This is a genomic window from Kluyvera chengduensis (genome assembly GCF_044197065.1).
Classification (GTDB): domain Bacteria; phylum Pseudomonadota; class Gammaproteobacteria; order Enterobacterales; family Enterobacteriaceae; genus Kluyvera; species Kluyvera ascorbata_C.
Genome location: NZ_JBIQOI010000002.1, coordinates 1,049,602 through 1,068,997, shown reverse-complemented (window position 1 = coordinate 1,068,997; position 19,396 = coordinate 1,049,602). Strand labels below are relative to the sequence as shown.

Here is a 19,396-nt window from a genome sequence, read left to right as displayed (position 1 = left end):
GCAATATCAGGGATACGAGGCGAGTATTAAGCACAAGATGCTGCTTCACGCTGTTGACATACGGAGCGTTAACTTTTAGGTTACTCAACAAAAATATAAATGATAATTATTCGTAATATCTTTATCGTTTTTGGAGGATGATATGGAAACGTCACTTGCTGCGGATGAACAAGAACAACACCATCAGGCTGCTGTCTCGGCCGATAACTTTTTCTTTATGTCGCCGTACCGCAGTTTTACCACCTCAGGCTGCTTCCAGCGCTTTACCTGCCCGGCAGAAGGCGGCGATGCGCCAGATAGCGCGTTCCAGCAGGGTTTAGCCTCGGCGTTTGCCGCCGCAAAAGCGGCCGGGATTGCCAATCCGGTGATGGTGGGTGCCATCCCGTTTGATACCACGCAGCCTTCCGCGCTGTTTATTCCTGAGCGTAGCGAGGCGTTTGTCCGCACCGCAAAACAACACTCCTCCCGCTATCATGCTTCGCGTGAACCGCTGAACGTCGTGGCGCGAAAGGAAATCCCCGAAAGCCCGGTGTTCCTCGATATGGTAGCGCGAGCGGCAGAACTGACCGCCACGCCGCAGGTTAACAAAGTGGTGCTTTCCCGCCTGATTGATATTGAAGCCGCGCAGACGCTCGACAGCGGCGCGCTGCTGGAGCGTCTGGTAGCGCAAAACCCGGCGAGCTTTAACTTCCACGTGCCGCTGCCAGACGGCGGCGTGCTGCTGGGCGCGAGCCCGGAACTGCTGCTGCGTAAAGAAGGGGCGATGTTCCATTCTCTGCCGCTGGCGGGCTCCGCGCGCCGTCAGCCGGACGATATGCTGGATCGCGAAGCGGGCAACCGCCTGCTGGCCTCGGAAAAAGATCGCCATGAGCACGAGCTGGTGATCCAGTCGATGAAAAAGACGCTGGCACCGCGCAGCCTGCAGCTCACGATGCCGCAAACGCCGCAGTTGATTACCACCCCAACGCTGTGGCATCTCGCCACGCCAATCCAAGGTCAGGCGAAGGCGGAAGAAAACGCGTTAACGCTGGCCTGCCTGCTGCACCCAACGCCGGCGCTGAGCGGTTTTCCACACGACGCGGCGAAGCAGCTGATTGCTGAACTGGAGCCGTTCGAGCGCGATCTGTTTGGCGGTATTGTCGGCTGGTGTGACGCCGAAGGTAACGGCGAGTGGGTAGTGACTATCCGCTGCGCGCGCGTCAAAGCCAATAGCGTGCGTCTGTTTGCCGGTGCGGGCATTGTGCCTGCGTCATCGCCGGAGTCTGAGTGGCGCGAAACCGGCGTAAAACTTTCGACCATGCTGAATGTTTTCGGCCTGCATTAAGGAATCAGAATGACCGTGGAATTTACCCGCTGGCCGGACGCGCTGGCGGCGCGCTACCGCGAAAAAGGCTACTGGCAGGATCTGCCGCTTACCGAAATGCTGACCCGCCACGCGGACAGCGACGCGATTGCGGTGATTGATGGCGACCATCAGATTAGCTATCGCCAACTGAATCATTATGTCGATAACCTGGCGGCTTCGTTGCAGCACAAAGGCCTTAAGCGTGGCGAAACCGCGCTGGTGCAACTGGGCAACATCGTCGAGTTTTACATTACGCTGTTTGCGCTGCTGAAACTGGGCGTGGCGCCGGTGAACGCGCTGTTCAGCCATCAGCGCAGCGAGCTGAACGCCTACGCCGAGCAGATTGCCCCGGCGGCGCTGATTGCCGACCGTTCGCATATGCTGTTTGGTGACGATAGTTTCCTCAACGCCTTTTGCGAACAGCATCGCTCCCTGCGCATGGTGCTGCTGCGCAAAGGTGAGGGCGAACACGCGCTGGAGGCGGCGATTGCGCGCCCGGCTGTTGATTTTACCCCAACGCCAACCGCCGCTGACGAAGTGGCCTTTTTTCAGCTTTCCGGCGGCAGTACCGGCACGCCGAAGCTTATCCCCCGTACCCACAACGACTACTACTACAGCATTCGCCGTAGTAATGAGATTTGCCGCTTTGATGCGCAGACGCGCTATCTGTGCGCGATCCCGTCGGCGCATAACTACGCCATGAGCTCGCCTGGCGCGCTGGGGGTGTTCCTGGCGCAAGGCACAGTGGTGCTGGCTGCGGACCCGAGTGCGACGCTTTGTTTCCCGCTGATTGAAAAGCATCAGGTCAACGTGGCGGCGCTGGTGCCGCCTGCCGTCAGCCTGTGGTTACAGGCGATTACCGAGTGGGGCAGCAACGCTCAACTGCGGTCACTGACGCTGCTCCAGGTAGGCGGTGCGCGTCTTTCTGCGACGCTGGCGGCGCGTATTCCAGCGGAGATTGGCTGCCAGCTGCAGCAGGTGTTCGGCATGGCGGAAGGGCTGGTGAACTACACCCGCCTGGACGATGCAGAGGAGAAGATCCTCAACACCCAGGGCTACCCGATGTGCCCGGACGACGAAGTGTGGGTAGCGGATGCCGACGGCAATCCGCTGCCGCGCGGTGAAGTGGGTCGCCTGATGACCCGTGGTCCGTATACCTTCCGTGGCTATTACAAGAGCCCGCAGCATAACGCCAGCGCCTTTGATGCCGACGGTTTTTACTGTTCGGGCGATCTTATCTCCATCGACGAAGACGGCTACATCACCGTGGAAGGGCGCGAGAAAGATCAGATTAACCGCGGCGGCGAGAAGATTGCCGCCGAAGAGATTGAGAACCTGCTGCTGCGTCATGACGCGGTGGTCTACGCGGCGCTGGTCAGCATGGAAGATAGCCTGCTCGGCGAGAAAAGCTGCGCGTATCTGGTGGTGAAAGAACCCCTGCGCGCCGTTGCCGTCCGCCGTTTCCTGCGCGAGCAGGGGGTGGCCGAATTTAAACTGCCTGACCGCGTCGAGTGTGTAGATGAACTGCCGCTGACCCACGTCGGTAAAGTCGATAAAAAACAATTACGTCAGTGGCTGGCGAGCCGCTCGCAGGGCTGAAGGAGAGAACAATATGGCGATTCCAAAACTACAGGGCTACGCGCTGCCAACCGCGCTGGATCTTCCCGAGAACAAAGTAAACTGGGCATTTGAACCGTCGCGCGCCGCGCTGCTGATCCACGATATGCAGGAGTATTTCCTCAACTTCTGGGGTGAGGACAGCGAAATGATGGAGACCGTGGTGGCGAACATTGCTGCGCTGCGCGACTTCTGCAAGAAAAACGGCATTCCGGTGTACTACACCGCCCAGCCGAAAGAGCAGAGTGATGAAGACCGCGCGCTGCTGAACGATATGTGGGGGCCGGGGCTGACCCGTTCACCGGAGCAGCAGCAGGTGATTGCGGCGCTAGCGCCGGATACGCAGGATACCGTGTTGGTGAAGTGGCGCTACAGCGCGTTCCATCGCTCGCCGCTGGAGCAGATGCTCAAAGAGACTGGGCGTAATCAGCTGATTATCACCGGCGTGTATGCGCACATTGGCTGCATGACCACCGCCACCGATGCGTTTATGCGCGACATTAAGCCGTTCTTTGTGGCGGATGCGCTGGCAGACTTTAGCCGCGATGAGCACCTGATGTCGCTGAAATACGTTGCCGGTCGTAGCGGCCGTGTGGTGATGACCGACGAACTGCTGCCGTCCGTCCCAACCAGCAAAACGGCGCTGCGTGCGCTGGTGCTGCCGCTGCTGGATGAGTCTGACGAGCCGCTCGACGATGATAACCTGATTGATTACGGTCTCGACTCCGTGCGCATGATGGCGCTGGCCGCCCGCTGGCGTAAAGTGCACGGCGATATCGACTTCGTGATGCTGGCGAAAAATCCAAGCATCGACGCCTGGTGGGCGCTGCTCTCCCGCGAGGTGAAGTAATGGCCGGGTTCGATTTTAACGGTCAGACCGTGTGGGTGACCGGGGCCGGGAAAGGTATCGGTCATGCTACCGCGCTGGCGTTTGTGGACGCGGGCGCGAAGGTGACGGGCTTCGACCTGGCGTTCGACGGCGAGCACTATCCATTCGCCACCGAAGTGCTGAACGTGGCGGATGCAAAGCAGGTGGCGCAGGTGTGTGAGCGCCTGCTCGTCGCCACCGAACGGCTGGACGTGCTGGTCAACGCGGCCGGGATTTTGCGCATGGGCGCAACCGACGCGCTGAGCCTGGACGACTGGCAGCAGACCTTTGCGGTCAACGTCGGCGGCGCGTTCAACCTGTTCCAGCAGACAATGGCGCAATTCCGCCGTCAGCAGGGCGGGGCGATTGTCACCGTGGCGTCCGATGCAGCGCATACGCCACGTATCGGCATGAGCGCGTATGGTGCGTCGAAGGCGGCGCTGAAAAGCCTGGCGCTGACCGTCGGGCTCGAGCTTTCCAGCGCGGGCGTGCGCTGTAATATCGTGTCGCCGGGTTCGACCGATACCGATATGCAGCGGGTGCTGTGGGTCAGCGACGACGCCGAACAGCAGCGTATTCGCGGCTTTGGCGAGCAGTTTAAGCTCGGCATTCCGCTGGGTAAAATCGCCCGTCCGCAGGAAATTGCTAACACCATTTTGTTCCTCGCGTCGAGCAGCGCCAGCCACATCACGCTGCAGGATATCGTGGTGGACGGCGGCTCAACGCTGGGAGCGTAGGATGATCTGGAAACGTCATTTAACGCTTGATGAACTGAATGCCACCAGTGAGAACACCATGGTGGCGCATCTGGGGATCGTTTATACCCATATCGGCGACGACAGCCTGGAAGCGGTGATGCCGGTGGATAGCCGTACCCATCAGCCTTTCGGCCTGCTGCACGGTGGCGCGTCGGCGGCGCTGGCGGAGACGTTGGGCTCGATGGCGGGTTTTCTGATGACCCGCGAAGGGCAGTGCGTAGTGGGTACCGAGCTTAACGCATCGCACCATCGCCCGGTTTCTCAGGGGCAGGTGCGGGCGGTGTGCCAGCCGCTGCACATGGGGCGTCAGAGCCAGAGCTGGGAGATTGTTGTTTTTGACGAGCAGGGGCGGCGCTGTTGTACCTGTCGTTTAGGGACGGCGGTGCTGGGTTAGCGTTCGAGCATCGAATAAGCCGTAGGCCGGATAAGCAAAGCGCCATCCGGCAATGTGCCGCACCATGCCGGATGGCGCTTTGCTTATCCGGCCTACAACCCTGCGTTCATCCCACTTTCACTTCCCACCTCTCATCCGTTTTTCTGACTTAAGTGATCCCGTTAACAATGTGATGTAAATGTCGGGTGCTATTCCTGTTCATATTCGTTTCAAGGTTGTTAAATCAAGTGTGCTTGCTATGGACACAAAATGTAACATCCTCTGCTACTGATACGGACAATAACTATGAACAATTCAGGGAAATACCTTATATGGGCGTTACTCTCCATTGTCGGAGCGTTTGCCCTGGGCTACATCGCCCTTAACCGTGGTGAACAGATCAACGCGCTGTGGATAGTCGTGGCGTCGGTCTGCGTTTATCTCATCGCCTACCGTTTTTACGGTCTCTATATTGCGAAAAAAGTGTTGCAGGTTGACCCGACGCGCATGACGCCTGCCGTGCGTCATAACGACGGCCTCGACTATGTGCCGACGGACAAAAAAGTGCTGTTTGGTCACCACTTTGCGGCGATTGCCGGGGCGGGGCCGCTGGTAGGGCCGGTGCTGGCGGCGCAAATGGGCTATCTGCCCGGCATGCTCTGGCTGTTAGCCGGGGTGGTGCTGGCCGGCGCGGTACAGGACTTTATGGTGTTGTTTGTCTCTACCCGCCGCGATGGCCGTTCGCTGGGCGAACTGGTGAAAGAGGAGATGGGGCCGGTTGCTGGCGTGATTGCGCTGGTGGCGACCTTTATGATCATGGTGATCATTCTGGCCGTGCTGGCGATGATCGTGGTGAAAGCGCTGACCCATAGTCCGTGGGGAACCTATACCGTTGCCTTTACCATTCCGCTGGCGCTGTTTATGGGGATTTACATTCGCTATCTGCGTCCGGGACGGATTGGCGAAGTATCGGTTATTGGCCTGGTGCTGCTGGTGTTTGCCATTATTTCCGGCGGCTGGGTGGCGGCAAGCGAAACCTGGGCGCCGTGGTTTGACTATACCGGCGTACAGCTGACCTGGATGCTGGTGGGCTACGGCTTTGTGGCTTCTGTTCTGCCGGTATGGTTGCTGCTGGCTCCGCGCGACTATCTTTCTACCTTCCTGAAAATCGGCACCATCGTCGGGCTGGCGATTGGTATTCTGATTATGCGTCCAACGCTGACCATGCCAGCGCTGACCAAATTTATTGATGGTACTGGCCCGGTCTGGACCGGCGACCTGTTCCCATTCCTGTTTATCACCATCGCTTGCGGTGCGGTTTCTGGCTTCCACGCGCTGATTGCCTCCGGCACCACGCCGAAGATGCTGGCGAACGAAAATCAGGCCTGCTTTATCGGCTACGGCGGTATGCTGATGGAATCCTTCGTCGCTATTATGGCGCTGGTTTCTGCCTGTATTATCGATCCGGGCGTGTACTTTGCGATGAACAGCCCGATGGCGATGCTGGCACCGGCCGGTACCGTTGACGTGGTGGCTTCTGCGGCGCAGGTGGTCAGCAGTTGGGGCTTTGCGGTGACGCCGGACCTGCTGCATCAGATTGCCAACGAAGTTGGCGAACAGTCGATTATCTCGCGAGCGGGCGGTGCGCCGACCCTGGCGGTGGGGATGGCCTATATCCTGCACGGGGCGCTGGGCGGCCTGATGGATGTGTCGTTCTGGTATCACTTCGCCATTCTGTTTGAGGCGCTGTTTATTCTGACGGCGGTGGATGCGGGTACGCGTGCGGCGCGCTTTATGCTGCAAGACCTGCTGGGCGTTATCAATCCAGGCCTTAAACGTACGGATTCTCTGCCCGCGAACCTGCTGGCGACGGCGCTTTGCGTGCTGGCCTGGGGCTACTTCCTGCATCAAGGGGTGGTTGACCCGCTGGGCGGCATTAACACCCTGTGGCCGCTGTTCGGTATCGCGAACCAGATGTTGGCGGGTATGGCGCTGATGCTGTGCGCAGTGGTACTGTTCAAGATGAAACGTCAGCGCTACGCGTGGGTGGCGCTGGTGCCAACCTCCTGGCTGCTGGTGTGTACGCTGGTGGCAGGCTGGCAGAAGTCGTTCAGCGAAGATACCCGCGTGGGCTTCCTGGCGATTGCCAACAAGTTCCAGGCGATGATCGACAGTGGCAATATTCCGCCGCAGTATACTGAATCGCAGCTGGCGCAGCTGGTGTTCAACAACCGTCTTGACGCCGGGCTGACCATCTTCTTTATGGTGGTGGTTGTGGTGCTGGCGCTGTTCTCCCTCAAAACCGCACTCGCGGCGCTGAAAGAGGACAAACCGACGGCGAAAGAGACCCCGTACGAGCCGATGCCGGCGGATGCGGAGAATCTGGTGGCGCAGGCGAAACGCGCGCATTAATGTTTTTACGCGCTGTTTGATGATGTTGTAGCCCGGCCGAGCGCAGCGACGCCGGGTTTACCCAAAGGACAAAAACGATGTTTGATACTCTCTCGAAAGCCGGAAAATATCTCGGTCAGGCGGCCAAAATGATGATTGGCGTGCCGGACTACGACAACTACGTCGAACATATGCGCATCACACACCCGGACCAGACGCCGATGACCTACGAAGAATTTTTCCGCGACCGCCAGGACGCACGCTATGGCGGAAAGGGCGGCGCGAAGTGCTGTTAATGTTTATTTAGACATCTAAACGTCTCGATTGCTAAACGCGTTCTCCGTGTTATATTGATGTTAACTTTGGCATCACGAGCGGCAGACGCAGAATGACGAATAAGCAACTCATCCCACAAAGCAAGTTACCCCATCTCGGTACCACCATTTTCACCCAGATGAGCGCGCTGGCGCAGCAGCACCAGGCGATTAATCTCTCGCAGGGATTCCCCGATTTTGATGGCCCCTCATATCTTCAGGCACGTCTGGCGCATCATGTCGCCGCGGGCGCGAACCAATATGCGCCGATGACCGGCGCGCTGGCGTTGCGTGAAGCGATTGCCGAAAAAACGCAAGCGCTGTACGGACACACGCCGGATGTGAATAGCGATATTACGGTCACGGCCGGGGCAACCGAAGCGCTTTACGCGGCGATCACCGCCCTGGTACGCACTGGAGATGAGGTTATCTGCTTCGACCCAAGCTATGACAGCTATGCGCCAGCGGTTGAACTCTCCGGTGGTATTGTTAAACGTATCGCGCTACAGCCACCGCACTTCCGCGTCGACTGGCAGGAATTTGCCAATACGCTCAGCGATAACACGCGGCTGGTTATCCTCAACACCCCGCATAACCCGTCGGCAACCGTCTGGCAGGCGGCTGATTTCGAGGCACTCTGGCAGGCGATTGCCGAGCGGGAAATCTATGTGCTTAGCGATGAAGTGTATGAACATATCTGCTTTAGTGAGACCGGACACGCCAGCGTGCTAGCGCATCCGCAGCTTCGCGAGCGGGCGGTGGCGGTGTCATCGTTTGGCAAAACCTATCATATGACCGGCTGGAAGGTGGGGTACTGCGTGGCGCCCGCGCCGATAAGCGCAGAGCTGCGTAAGGTGCATCAGTATCTGACGTTTGCCGTTAACACGCCGGCGCAGTTGGCGCTGGCGGACATGCTGAGGGCCGAACCTGAGCACTACCTCCAACTGCCCGATTTTTATCGGGCGCGTCGTGACCTGTTTATCGATGCGCTCAGCCAGAGCCGACTGCAGCTGCTACCGTGCGAAGGTACCTATTTCCTGCTGGCGGACTACAGCGCGATTTCTGACCTTGATGATGTAAATTTTTGCCAGTGGCTGACTACGGAAGTTGGCGTGGCGGCAATCCCGCTGTCGGTTTTTTGTGCCGCGCCGTTCCCGCATAAGCTGATTCGCCTGTGTTTTGCTAAACAGGAATCGACGCTGCTGGCTGCCGCCGAGCGTCTGTGCAAACTGTAGTTATTTGACCGTCCAGGCCTGTGAGAACTGGCGACTGCCGAACAGTTCGCACAGGCCATTTATCTGCTTAAGACGCAGGATTTCATCGGCGTCCATTCCTAATTCCTGGCCCATTTTTTCATCGCTCCAGCCCAGTTGGCTCAGCTCGCGAACAATCTCTGACATGGCGTTGATCTGGTGTCGCCCACGCGCGCGGTTGTGACGTATGGTTGCGGCCATTCTGGAGGGCAGCGTCGTACTGCTCTGATTTTCCAGACGGGTAATGGGCAGGTAGCCGTGGAAGCGTTTTTTCAGCGCTGATTTTGATTGGGAGAGCAGGTGGCGATGGAAGCCGTCGACAATCTCAAAGTTGTCCTGCGTTTTTTCAATCACCACGATTGGCTGTGTAAAACCGTCCGCCTCCAGTGATTTAGTCAGCAGCCGCTTTTCCTGCGGTGCCATATTGTTCGGATTGTAGTCGTTAGGTAAAACCTGCGCCTCTTTTACCCACAGCACACAGTCGACGGGCTGATCGTTAAAGGGACTTTCCACGTGTAGCACTTCGCGAAATTGATTGATGGCGTCAATTTTATCCTCAAAAGTGAGGGTTTGCAGATAGTGATGAAGTTCGTTGATTAGTCTTTGTCGCATAAGATCCCCCAATTTTTGCGCTTTTGATCCATGCGCGCGCGGTAACGTTGATAGTGAGTGGCTTTGGTGGGGCTAAATGAGAGCATTCGGCACCAGTAGTCGTTGTTTAACAATGCCTTGCAGATGCGCCGCCAGGAAGGGATATCTTTAGAGCCCAGATCTTTTTCCTGCCTATCCGGAATATCGTCCCAACCCTGCTTGTGATACCAGTGGAGATAGACGGCGATTTTATTGCGGTAATGATTGGCGGTGGTTTCTGGCATGCTTTGCAGCAGGAAAAGCGCATAGGTGCGCCAGCTGTAGTTTTCCGGCTTTTCGATTTTTCGATGACCATAAAACTGATTGTCCTGCCCGGCGTAGATCCCGCCGCTGTGTACGCCGGTGACGCGCTGGCACATATCGGCCCAGCGCTCGGGTTCAAGGACGTGATAGAGCCACAAGCCCTGACGCTGTTCGGGGCCAAAGGGTTCGCAAATGCGCATATAGCGCAGGGGAACGCCAGCCTGATACATCAGGTTATACAGCGGGTTATAGGCTTTCTGGCTTTTGGCAAACCAGGTCCAGATATCGGCCGTTTTCCAGTCGTAGATGGGATAAACATACCAGGCATGGTTGCCCGGTGCGATGGTGGTCCAGGGTTTGTCATCGGCAAAGCGGCGTTTGCGCTGTGAAGCAATGGTTAAAAATCGATTATAGGATTCATCGGCGCGAATGCCGACCATCACGGCGGCAGGGCGCTGCTGGGAAAACCATTCTGCGAAGCGCTGGACAAACAGTTCGAAGGTCATCCCCGGTTCATAAAAAGAGAAAAAAGCCGGGTCGGTAATGGCATCTTCCGGAGGTTGGCGCACCCATTTTGCGCCAGGCTCCCAGCATTGCCATTCCGGATTAAATTGGGTGAGGGAATTTTGTGTCGTGAGCGGCAGCGCGACCCAATAAAATTGGTCAATAACGTCGGCATATAGGGTTCGCAATTTCTGGCAGTGGTTAATGGTATAAGAAAATTGCGCTTCCCAATCGATAAACAATACGCTGAATTTTTTACCTGACTGCCTCGCTAATTCTGCCGTTAAGTGCAGCATCACGGTAGAATCCTTACCACCAGAAAAAGAGACGCAGGTACGTGAAAAATTATTAAGTGTCCAGTTAATGCGCTCCCGACTTGCCTCCAGAACGGATTGAGGCAAGGGAAGCTTTATGATTGACATAAGTCAGCAGTCCTTTATGACGACATTTAATAAGGTGCTGATATAGTACTCTTTTCTTATGGCTAATAAATGGTTTAATATATGCTAATTATTTATTGATTTCTTTTATGTATTTTTTGTGTGAATGATTTTATCTTCGTGTATTCTATTTATTATTTCCTGGAAGAATGGGGAACTGAGTGATGAACGACTATATACCATGTACAAATTAAATTTAGGCATCGTGGTTGGTGTGGTGATTTGCTTTAACTGGAGTGTGTCTTTCAAACTTTCAAATATATATTTAGGGGCAATTCCAACCAAATCACTATGGTGAATAGCATTGAAAACACTCATTAATGACGATGAGCTAAAAGCAATATCTCTTTCTGCCAGACGAGCGGAAGAATACATCTTTAGATACTCTTTCACCTGGTGCTCACGTGATTGCAGTACTGCGAATCGTTCCTGCAATATTTCATCCGTTGAGGCGGTATCCCCAAGGCGCGGATGGTCTTTACGGCAGATAAGTAAAACTTCGCATTCACTAAAGGGGGTACAGGCGAGCGAGCGGCTTTCGCATTTTTCTAGCGTAAATACGACGTCGGCCTTGCGATAGTTGAGGAGATCTTCAATCTGATCGGTCTCTGACGCCGTGTCGTTGTAGACCACTTCCATATTGGGGTCTTCAAACAGAATATTGATAAATTGGGTCAGTTCAGGTATGGCATGAAACTGGGGGCCGTAGACCACAAATCGCCTTTTTAGCTCAGTTTTACCCGTGATGTTAATGGTCTCTTCAATGCTATTCAGATTTTGCTCGAGATGGTGATGCAGGTTGATGGCTACGGTGGTAGGGGTAATCCCTTTACCCGAGCGCACAAATAAGGGGTCGTTTAATTGCACGCGTAGCCGCTGCAGCGATTGGCTCACTGCCGAAGGCGTGATAAATAGCGTTTCTGCGGCTTTGCTGATGCTCAGGTTTTGATAGATGCACTCAAAAATAACGAGCAGGTTGAGATCGAATCTCTTGAGATTATAAAGGTTGGCCATTTTTTTTCCTTATGTTGAATGAAGCGGTCCTTTGCTCCATTCGTCACAATCCATGTGTTCGAAAAACTACAATGCTGATAAACCTAATCTAAATATATATCATAAAGTTAAGTTTAGCCACTGTTACTAAAAGTAAGGTAATGATGCTTATCTTGAATATAATTGAAATACATAATAGTTTGTTTCATTATTAACATGGTTTTTGTTGTGTTGAGTGATTTATATAACGATTGAAAAATATTATTGCCCTCTATGTAAATTGTCTGAATGCTCCGTCGACGATTTCACAACCTGCGCATTCCAGGCGTTTCACAAAGACCAGTGAGGTGGTAATTAATGGGGGTTTTGCCCTCAAGCGCGCTCCGGATGTGTAAGTAAAGAAGGATTGCTCACAGAAAAACAATGTAAAATCAGTGGGTAATCTGCAACAAACGGCGTAGCCTATTACAGCCATAGAGAAGACCGACGGCAGGTTGATTGCCCTTTGCGGACCAGGGTGATGTAATCAAAACGCTGTTAACACCTTTGTTAAAGGTGATAGAGAGCGCAACAACATGCCAGCGCTGCTGGTGCTGAATTCACTACCTGCTGGGAATTCAGGTAACAGGGCCGCCGCGTTGCGGCCTTTTTACGTTTGGGGATGAGCGAATCGTGCGCACTCTCAACATGGGTTCACAAAGCTGTCTTGTTCCGGTTGTTAGATAACGCTTATTGATTTGATAATGTAAACGCATTGGTCGAATCAGGAAAAAGTCGTTAACTTAGACCTCAACGAAAACACGGAGGAAGTACTCGATGTCTTTAATTAATACCAAAATCAAACCTTTCAAAAACCAGGCGTTCAAAAACGGTGAATTCGTAGAAGTTACCGAAAAAGATACCGAAGGTCGCTGGAGCGTCTTCTTCTTCTACCCGGCTGACTTCACCTTCGTATGCCCGACCGAACTGGGCGACGTTGCTGACCATTACGAAGAGCTGCAGAAACTGGGCGTGGATGTGTACTCTGTTTCTACCGACACCCACTTCACCCACAAAGCATGGCACAGCAGCTCTGACACCATCGCGAAAATCAAATACGCGATGATCGGTGACCCGACTGGCGCCCTGACCCGTAACTTCGACAACATGCGTGAAGATGAAGGCCTGGCTGACCGTGCTACCTTCGTTGTTGACCCGCAGGGTATCATCCAGGCAATCGAAGTTACCGCTGAAGGTATCGGCCGTGACGCTTCTGACCTGCTGCGTAAAATCAAAGCGGCTCAGTATGTTGCTTCCCACCCAGGCGAAGTGTGCCCGGCTAAATGGAAAGAAGGCGAAGCCACTCTGGCTCCATCTCTGGACCTCGTCGGCAAAATCTAAGTCGTCTGCTCGGCGGCGCTGCACTGGCCTACTGCATGTAGGCCGGATAAACGCAGTGCCATCCGGCATCCAACAGGCGCGCCTCTGCGCCTGTTTTATTCCAGCATCATGATGCAAGTTGCTTACACGCAGCTCGTACGTGGCCGCTTGCATGATGATGTTTTAAGCCCAGGAGATAAAAATGCTCGACACCAACATGAAAACCCAGCTCAAGGCCTATCTTGAGAAGCTGACCAAACCTGTTGAGCTGATTGCCACGCTGGATGACAGCGCTAAATCGGCAGAGATCAAGGAACTGTTGGCTGAAATCGCTGAACTGTCAGACAACGTCACCTTTAAAGAAGACAACACGCTCGCGGTACGCAAGCCATCGTTCCTGATTACTAACCCAGGCTCCCACCAGGGCCCACGCTTTGCGGGCTCCCCGCTGGGGCACGAGTTTACATCTCTGGTACTGGCGCTGCTGTGGACCGGTGGTCACCCGTCGAAAGAAGCGCAGTCTCTGCTGGAGCAGATCCGCGATATCGACGGCGATTTTGAGTTTGAAACGTACTACTCGCTCTCTTGCCACAACTGCCCTGACGTGGTGCAGGCACTGAACCTGATGTCGGTATTGAACCCGCGCATCAAGCACACGGCGATTGACGGCGGGACTTACCAGAACGAAATTACCGACCGTAACGTCATGGGCGTTCCGGCGGTGTTTATGAACGGTCAGGAGTTTGGTCAGGGTCGTATGACGCTGGCGGAAATCGTTGCCAAGGTAGATACCGGCGCGGAAAAACGTGCTGCGGAAGAGCTGAACAAGCGTGACGCTTACGATGTGCTGATTGTCGGTTCCGGCCCGTCCGGCGCGGCGGCAGCGGTTTACTCGGCGCGTAAAGGGATTCGTACTGGCCTGATGGGCGAACGCTTTGGCGGCCAGGTGCTGGATACCGTCGATATCGAAAACTATATCTCGGTACCAAAAACCGAAGGCCAGAAGCTGGCGGGCGCGCTGAAGGCGCACGTGAGCGAGTACGACGTGGACGTGATTGACTCCCAGAGCGCGTCTAAACTGATTCCTGCCGCGGTTGAAGGCGGTCTGCATCAGATTGAAACGGCCTCTGGCGCGGTGCTGAAAGCGCGCAGCATTATCATTGCGACCGGTGCTAAATGGCGTAACATGAACGTTCCGGGTGAAGATCAGTATCGCACCAAAGGTGTGACCTACTGTCCACACTGCGACGGCCCGCTGTTTAAAGGTAAACGCGTGGCGGTGATTGGTGGCGGTAACTCCGGCGTGGAAGCGGCTATCGATCTGGCTGGTGTCGTTGAACACGTGACGCTGCTTGAGTTTGCGCCAGAAATGAAGGCCGACCAGGTGTTGCAGGATAAAGTGCGCAGCCTGAAAAACGTCGATATTATTCTTAACGCGCAGACCACTGAAGTGAAAGGCGACGGCAGCAAAGTGACCGGGCTGCAGTATCGTGACCGCGTGACCGGTGACGAACATCACGTTGCGCTGGCGGGTATCTTTGTCCAGATTGGTCTATTGCCAAACACCAACTGGCTCGAAGGCACCATTGAGCGCAATCGCATGGGCGAAATCATTATTGATGCGAAATGCGAAACTAACGTGAAGGGCGTATTCGCCGCAGGCGACTGCACCACCGTGCCGTACAAACAGATTATTATCGCCACTGGCGAGGGTGCGAAGGCGTCACTGAGTTCATTTGACTACCTGATTCGTACCAAAACAGCATAAAAAAGAAGACAATGCCTGCAATGTCAAAGGCCACCGAAAGGTGGCCTTTTTTTGCTTTACTCTATTGGTTATCGTACGACTAAAACTGGGATATGTGCGTGGCGGATAACGCTTGAGGCGTTAGAGCCAAGAAGGTGCGTGCTGATAGACGGGTTACGTGAACCAATGACGACCATATCGGCATTCAGCTCTTCCGCCAGCTCATTCACCGCATCGCGAACGCTGCCGAGGCGAACGTGAAGCTTAATGCGGGAAGGGTCAATAGAGAAATGGCTTACCATTGTGGTCAGGCGGCTTTCGGCTTCTTTTTGCAAATGCTCTTCAAAGCGTCGTAGATCGGCGGCAAAGCGGCTCATGGTGTAGCTGGCCGATGCGGGCAACACGTGTAGCAGATGGATAATGCCATCCTGCTGGGCTAAAAATTCTGCGTGACGAACGGCTTTGTCACTCAACTCCATCTCAAAAACATCAACTGGCATAATGATTGTTTTGTACATATGGCTCCTCCTTGTCTTTGTGGAACTATCAAAACACATAATACGTTCTGAATATGTCATTTAGTTCGCAAAATAGTTTATCGAAGGAAGGGGAGTTGTAAAGTTTCGTTAGGCGGGGCAAAACAGAAAGAGGATGCATAACATCCTCTTAATTGATTAACGCGGAAGGTTAGCGATGAAATTCACCCGCGGCTTCCGGTTGATACAGCAGCTCAAGGACTTCCAGGTGGGTTGAAGTGCCGCCCGGTAACTCCCAGTGAATCGCACTGCCTGCACGCAGGCCAAGCAGCGCTGCGCCAACGGGCGCCATTACCGAAAGCTGGGTGGCGCTGTTGGTCATCTGTGCCGGGAAGACCAGCGTACGGACACGCTCTTCGCCGGTGGTGAGATCGCGGAATCTGACCTGGCTATTCATACTCACTACATCATGCGGCATGTCCTCTGGGGCACACATCTGGGCACGATCCAGTTCGTCGTTTAGCGCGTTCGCCACCGGGGAATTTGCATAAGCAGGTTGCTCAAGCAGGCGGTCGATACGCTCGGCATCGAACTCATTAATAATGATGGCAGGTCTGGTCATTATTTACTCCATGTCTATCGATTATCCAAAAGAAAACCCTCACCGCCAGCGGCAAGGGTTCATCTCATCCCATCATACTGATCCTGACGTCAGGTTTGAAGTGATACAGCGCACATTCGACGATGGCAATCATCTTCGTTGTGTGAATTTTATGCGAAATGCTTCGCAATCTATAAATCTGGATTATTCTTTTTAGGCTGCACCTGGCAGCGTCCTTCCCGCACAGGAGATCGTATGAGTGGTTTCGATAAACTGACCCTGAAAGATGGTAGTTATCTCTGGTTTAAAGATTGGGGGAGCGGACAGCCGATTGTATTCAGCCACGGCTGGCCGCTGACGTCTGATGCGTTTGAGGATCAGATGCTGTATCTGGGTTCAAAAGGGTATCGGGTTATCGCCCACGACAGACGAGGCCACGGACGTTCGGCACAGCCCTGGGATGGGCACAATATGGATCAGTATGCGGATGATCTGGCAGCGCTTACGGCGCATCTAAATCTGAAAGATGCGGTGCATGTCGGGCACTCGACCGGCGGCGGTGAGGTCGCGCGCTATATTGGCCGACACGGCACGCAGCGAGTGGCGAAAGCGGTGCTGATTGGTGCCGTCACGCCAATTATGGTCAAAACGGACTTTAACCCGAACGGTGTGCCGCTTGAAGTGTTTGATGGTATCCGTGACGGCGTGATTAACGATCGTGGCGCATTTTTCTACGAGCTGACGGCGGCATTTTACGGCTATAACCGCCCAGGCGCGAAGGAGTCGAAAGCGGTGCGTGAAGGCTTTGTTGAGCAAGGACTTCAGGGCTCGATTAAGGCGCTGTACGACTGCATCAAGGCGTTCTCGGAAACCGATCTGCGTGAGGACCTGCGCAGAATGACCATCCCGACGCTGGTGATTCACGGTGACGACGATCAGATTGTGCCGTTTGAAACCTGCGGTAAGGTAGCGGCAGAAATTTTGCCAAACGCGGAGCTGAAGGTGTATCACGGCGGATCGCACGGGATCTGCACCACGCATAAACATCAGATCAATGAAGATCTGCTGTCGTTTATCGAGCAATAGTCCGAATCGCCCCCGAGCGCCGGGGGCATTACCGCACGCTTAGTAACCGATTTTATCCAGAACAAACTGTTTGCCGCAGTTGCCGGGATGCGGCTGCGGGAGCAGCGAATCCGCCGCCAGTGGGTTGTTGATGCTGGCGGATTTAATCGCAATCTGCATTTCGGTCAGATAGGCCGGATTACCGTTACACGTGAGCTTCACGGCTTTCACATTCTCTTTGCCGAAGGCGCGGGCGACGGCATCGTCAAAGCTTGCTCGGGTGACGGTTTTGCCGTAGTTGGCGGCGAGGAACTGGCCGAGCGCGCTTTGTTTTACTTCGCCGTTCAGGCGCACCATCGTGCCGAAATAGGCATCCGGATCAAAACCAAAGCAGACGCCGTGCTTTGCGTACTCGTAGCGCTCAAGGCAGGTTTTCCCGCCGCTACCCGGCATCACCTGATTGAGTTTGTTGGCCATTTCCAGCGATAAACCGGTCTCTTCAGCGGCACATTTGCGGCTGGCTTTTGCTTCCGGCATGTTTGGAATCGGGCGGGTTGCGCAGCCAAACCGCATCCAGCGATTGTTATCGACACCACGAGAAGCGATTGAGCCAGGCAGGCCTGGCCATAATCCATGTACCGTGAGGTAATCGGCCTTATTTACGGCCTCTTTTTGTTGCTGGCATTCCAGCGGCTCGTTGCGGTTTCTATCATGCTGGCTCTGGCAAAAACCGGTTTGCCAGGAGAGCGCCAGGACGTAACGGTCGAAGTCGCCATATTGTGTGGGCTCCAGCGGTGCAGCATGAAGGCTACCCGCGCAGAGCAGCAGCGCGCATCCTGACACAATATTCTTCCTTAACATATTCCTGACTCCACGGTTTAATTCATTTAGTGACGTTATTACATAATAAAATAAGGCGCCCTCAGGCGCCTTATTTATTTAGCCAGTAAATGATTACGCGGCGACGCCGGGCACCAGAATCTCGGTAGCGATAATGACCGCGATGAGACCAATGATAACCGGCAACGATGTACGCTTAACCACTTCAAATGGAGATATTTTGGCCATACCGGCTACTGCCACTACCACGCCGGAGACTGGGGAGATAGTACGACCGAGGTTGGAGGCCTGCAGCATCGGAATAGAAAGATAGGCTGGGTTGACGCCGGAGGATTGCGCCAGCTTCGGGATCATCTCGACGAAAGCATAGAACGGTGCGTTACCGGAACCGGTGGTCATTGCTGCCAGCATCGTCAGGATCACCAGCACGAGCATTAATATAATGCTGGCGGAACCGAACGACGTTGCAATGGATATCAGGCTGTTAATAAAGCCGATAGTGCTCAGACCTTGGGCAAATACGCCCGCAGCAACCAACAGCATCACCACGCCTGCGAACGCATCAGCCATACCACGATAGGCAACTTCGAGGCCCGCAAACACGTTTTGGGTATTAAAGCCGCGCAGGAATTCCAGCACTGCGGCCAGCAGCATGCAGATAACCAGGATGGCGATAATATGCAGTTCTGGGCCCCATTTGCCGTCAAAAATCAGTACCCCGAAAATTGGCGTAAACGGCAGGATGGCATAGAAACGAGGTGCCGTGGTGGTAATTTCACTGACATCCAGCATCTCGTGGGAAATATTCTCTTTTTTATCCAGATAGCGCTGCCAGAAGAAATGGGTAATCGCCATGGCGATAATTGCAATGATGGAAATAGGCAGTGTGGTTTTAAACGCAAAATCAATCAGCGGCATTTCCGCGGCTTTTGCCGCCAGCACCACGTCACCGGAAGTAGGGGAGAGAATAATAGCAGCCGGAGAAGCACAAATAGCGGCTGCTGCACCTCGGCTGATACCCACGTTGACCATCACCGGGAACAGCGTGCCCATCAGTAATACGCCCAGCCCGGTAGCTGAAGAGACGGCCAGTGACATCAGGCAGGCCACAAAATAGGCGGCAATCATCAGTAAATAAGGCGAGTTAATAAATTTCAGCGGTTTGGAGGTTAACTTAACGACCATATCATTAGCGCCGATATGCGTCATATAAGCGGCAAAACCGCAGAGCATCATGATCATCATGCCGAGGTCGCCGCCGCGGCTCATCAATAAGATCTTGATGTATTCAACAATATCGGTTGCAGAGTAACCGGTGCTGGTTTCACTGCTAGGTAAAATCTTGTGGCCCATCAATGCGCTAGCAATCAGTAGCAGTAAGCCACCGACGAAAAGGACCCCTGTTGCTGAATAACCTTTGATGATGTAGCGGGCCACGCCCACAATAACCACAACACCAATCAGGAGTTCAAAGAACGTTAACATTATTAACACCTATCGCCCAGTTGTAAAAATTGACGCAGTGCTGCATCAAAAGTAAGGGGTGAAATGTGCCGAA

At 54.3% G+C, this 19,396-nt stretch carries 18 protein-coding genes; 11 read left to right on the top strand and 7 right to left on the bottom strand.

Annotation, left to right across the window (positions count from 1 at the left end):
* Nucleotides 1–142: 142 nt before the first annotated feature.
* The 8 genes from entC to ACH1XZ_RS10655 all read left to right on the top strand — a co-directional run bounded on the left by entC (nt 143) and on the right by ACH1XZ_RS10655 (nt 8,901).
* Nucleotides 143–1,324, top strand: a complete 1,182-nt coding sequence (gene entC, locus ACH1XZ_RS10690) for an isochorismate synthase EntC (protein WP_395595500.1) — start codon at nt 143–145, stop codon at nt 1,322–1,324.
* 9 nt (nt 1,325–1,333) lie between these two features.
* The gene (entE, locus tag ACH1XZ_RS10685; protein WP_395595499.1) at nt 1,334–2,944 is read left to right on the top strand and encodes a (2,3-dihydroxybenzoyl)adenylate synthase EntE; all 1,611 of its coding nucleotides are present in this window, start codon (nt 1,334–1,336) and stop codon (nt 2,942–2,944) included.
* 13 nt (nt 2,945–2,957) lie between these two features.
* Nucleotides 2,958–3,812: an isochorismatase gene (locus ACH1XZ_RS10680; protein WP_395595498.1), complete on the top strand. Its 855-nt coding sequence runs from the start codon at nt 2,958–2,960 to the stop codon at nt 3,810–3,812.
* A complete protein-coding gene (entA, locus tag ACH1XZ_RS10675; RefSeq protein ID WP_395595497.1) occupies nt 3,812–4,567 on the top strand; it encodes a 2,3-dihydro-2,3-dihydroxybenzoate dehydrogenase EntA in 756 nt (251 codons plus the stop codon). The genes ACH1XZ_RS10680 and entA overlap by 1 nt, the downstream gene beginning before the upstream one ends.
* Before the next feature lies 1 nt (nt 4,568).
* Nucleotides 4,569–4,982 (top strand): proofreading thioesterase EntH, encoded by a 414-nt coding sequence (gene entH / locus ACH1XZ_RS10670; RefSeq protein WP_395595496.1) that lies wholly within the window; start codon nt 4,569–4,571, stop codon nt 4,980–4,982.
* 285 nt (nt 4,983–5,267) lie between these two features.
* Nucleotides 5,268–7,373, top strand: coding sequence for a pyruvate/proton symporter CstA (gene cstA / locus ACH1XZ_RS10665; protein WP_333499311.1), 2,106 nt, complete (start codon nt 5,268–5,270; stop codon nt 7,371–7,373).
* Nucleotides 7,374–7,450: 77 nt separating this feature from the next.
* Nucleotides 7,451–7,648 carry a YbdD/YjiX family protein gene (locus tag ACH1XZ_RS10660; RefSeq protein ID WP_035895883.1) on the top strand — a complete coding sequence of 66 codons (198 nt, stop codon included), beginning with the start codon at nt 7,451–7,453 and terminating at the stop codon, nt 7,646–7,648.
* Nucleotides 7,649–7,740: 92 nt separating this feature from the next.
* Nucleotides 7,741–8,901 (top strand): pyridoxal phosphate-dependent aminotransferase, encoded by a 1,161-nt coding sequence (locus tag ACH1XZ_RS10655; protein WP_395595495.1) that lies wholly within the window; start codon nt 7,741–7,743, stop codon nt 8,899–8,901.
* On the opposite strand, the gene ACH1XZ_RS10650 is transcribed toward ACH1XZ_RS10655, so the two are convergent.
* From ACH1XZ_RS10650 to citR, 3 genes are all read right to left on the bottom strand, one after another.
* Entirely contained in the window at nt 8,902–9,531 is a 630-nt protein-coding gene (locus ACH1XZ_RS10650) for an IbrB-like domain-containing protein (protein ID WP_395595494.1), read from the bottom strand.
* The gene (locus ACH1XZ_RS10645; protein WP_395595493.1) at nt 9,516–10,739 is read right to left on the bottom strand and encodes a phosphoadenosine phosphosulfate reductase; all 1,224 of its coding nucleotides are present in this window, start codon (nt 10,737–10,739) and stop codon (nt 9,516–9,518) included. Before ACH1XZ_RS10645 ends, ACH1XZ_RS10650 begins: the two co-directional genes overlap by 16 nt.
* 105 nt (nt 10,740–10,844) lie before the next feature.
* On the bottom strand, nt 10,845–11,771 hold the full coding sequence (gene citR, locus ACH1XZ_RS10640) for a DNA-binding transcriptional repressor CitR (protein ID WP_395595492.1): 927 nt from the start codon (nt 11,769–11,771) through the stop codon (nt 10,845–10,847).
* Nucleotides 11,772–12,566: 795 nt separating this feature from the next.
* Between citR and ahpC the strand changes: the two genes are divergently transcribed.
* Entirely contained in the window at nt 12,567–13,130 is a 564-nt protein-coding gene (gene ahpC, locus ACH1XZ_RS10635; RefSeq protein WP_035895873.1) for an alkyl hydroperoxide reductase subunit C, read from the top strand.
* 181 nt (nt 13,131–13,311) lie between these two features.
* Complete coding sequence (gene ahpF / locus ACH1XZ_RS10630; RefSeq protein WP_395595491.1) at nt 13,312–14,877, top strand: alkyl hydroperoxide reductase subunit F; 1,566 nt, start codon at nt 13,312–13,314, stop codon at nt 14,875–14,877.
* A 68-nt stretch (nt 14,878–14,945) separates the two neighbouring features.
* On the opposite strand, the gene uspG is transcribed toward ahpF, so the two are convergent.
* Both uspG and rnk read right to left on the bottom strand, forming a co-directional pair.
* Nucleotides 14,946–15,374 carry a universal stress protein UspG gene (gene uspG / locus ACH1XZ_RS10625; protein ID WP_395595490.1) on the bottom strand — a complete coding sequence of 143 codons (429 nt, stop codon included), beginning with the start codon at nt 15,372–15,374 and terminating at the stop codon, nt 14,946–14,948.
* Between the two features lie 169 nt (nt 15,375–15,543).
* The gene (gene rnk, locus ACH1XZ_RS10620; RefSeq protein ID WP_395595489.1) at nt 15,544–15,954 is read right to left on the bottom strand and encodes a nucleoside diphosphate kinase regulator; all 411 of its coding nucleotides are present in this window, start codon (nt 15,952–15,954) and stop codon (nt 15,544–15,546) included.
* Nucleotides 15,955–16,188: 234 nt separating this feature from the next.
* Here rnk and ACH1XZ_RS10615 point away from each other — a divergent pair, with 234 nt between their 5' ends.
* Nucleotides 16,189–17,019 (top strand): alpha/beta fold hydrolase, encoded by an 831-nt coding sequence (locus ACH1XZ_RS10615; protein ID WP_395595488.1) that lies wholly within the window; start codon nt 16,189–16,191, stop codon nt 17,017–17,019.
* Nucleotides 17,020–17,058: 39 nt separating this feature from the next.
* Here ACH1XZ_RS10615 and rna read toward each other — a convergent pair whose 3' ends face one another.
* Together rna and dcuC are read right to left on the bottom strand one after the other, a co-directional pair.
* Nucleotides 17,059–17,859, bottom strand: coding sequence for a ribonuclease I (gene rna, locus ACH1XZ_RS10610; protein WP_395595487.1), 801 nt, complete (start codon nt 17,857–17,859; stop codon nt 17,059–17,061).
* Between the two features lie 93 nt (nt 17,860–17,952).
* Nucleotides 17,953–19,323, bottom strand: a complete 1,371-nt coding sequence (dcuC, locus tag ACH1XZ_RS10605; RefSeq protein WP_395595486.1) for an anaerobic C4-dicarboxylate transporter DcuC — start codon at nt 19,321–19,323, stop codon at nt 17,953–17,955.
* Nucleotides 19,324–19,396 lie beyond the last annotated feature (73 nt).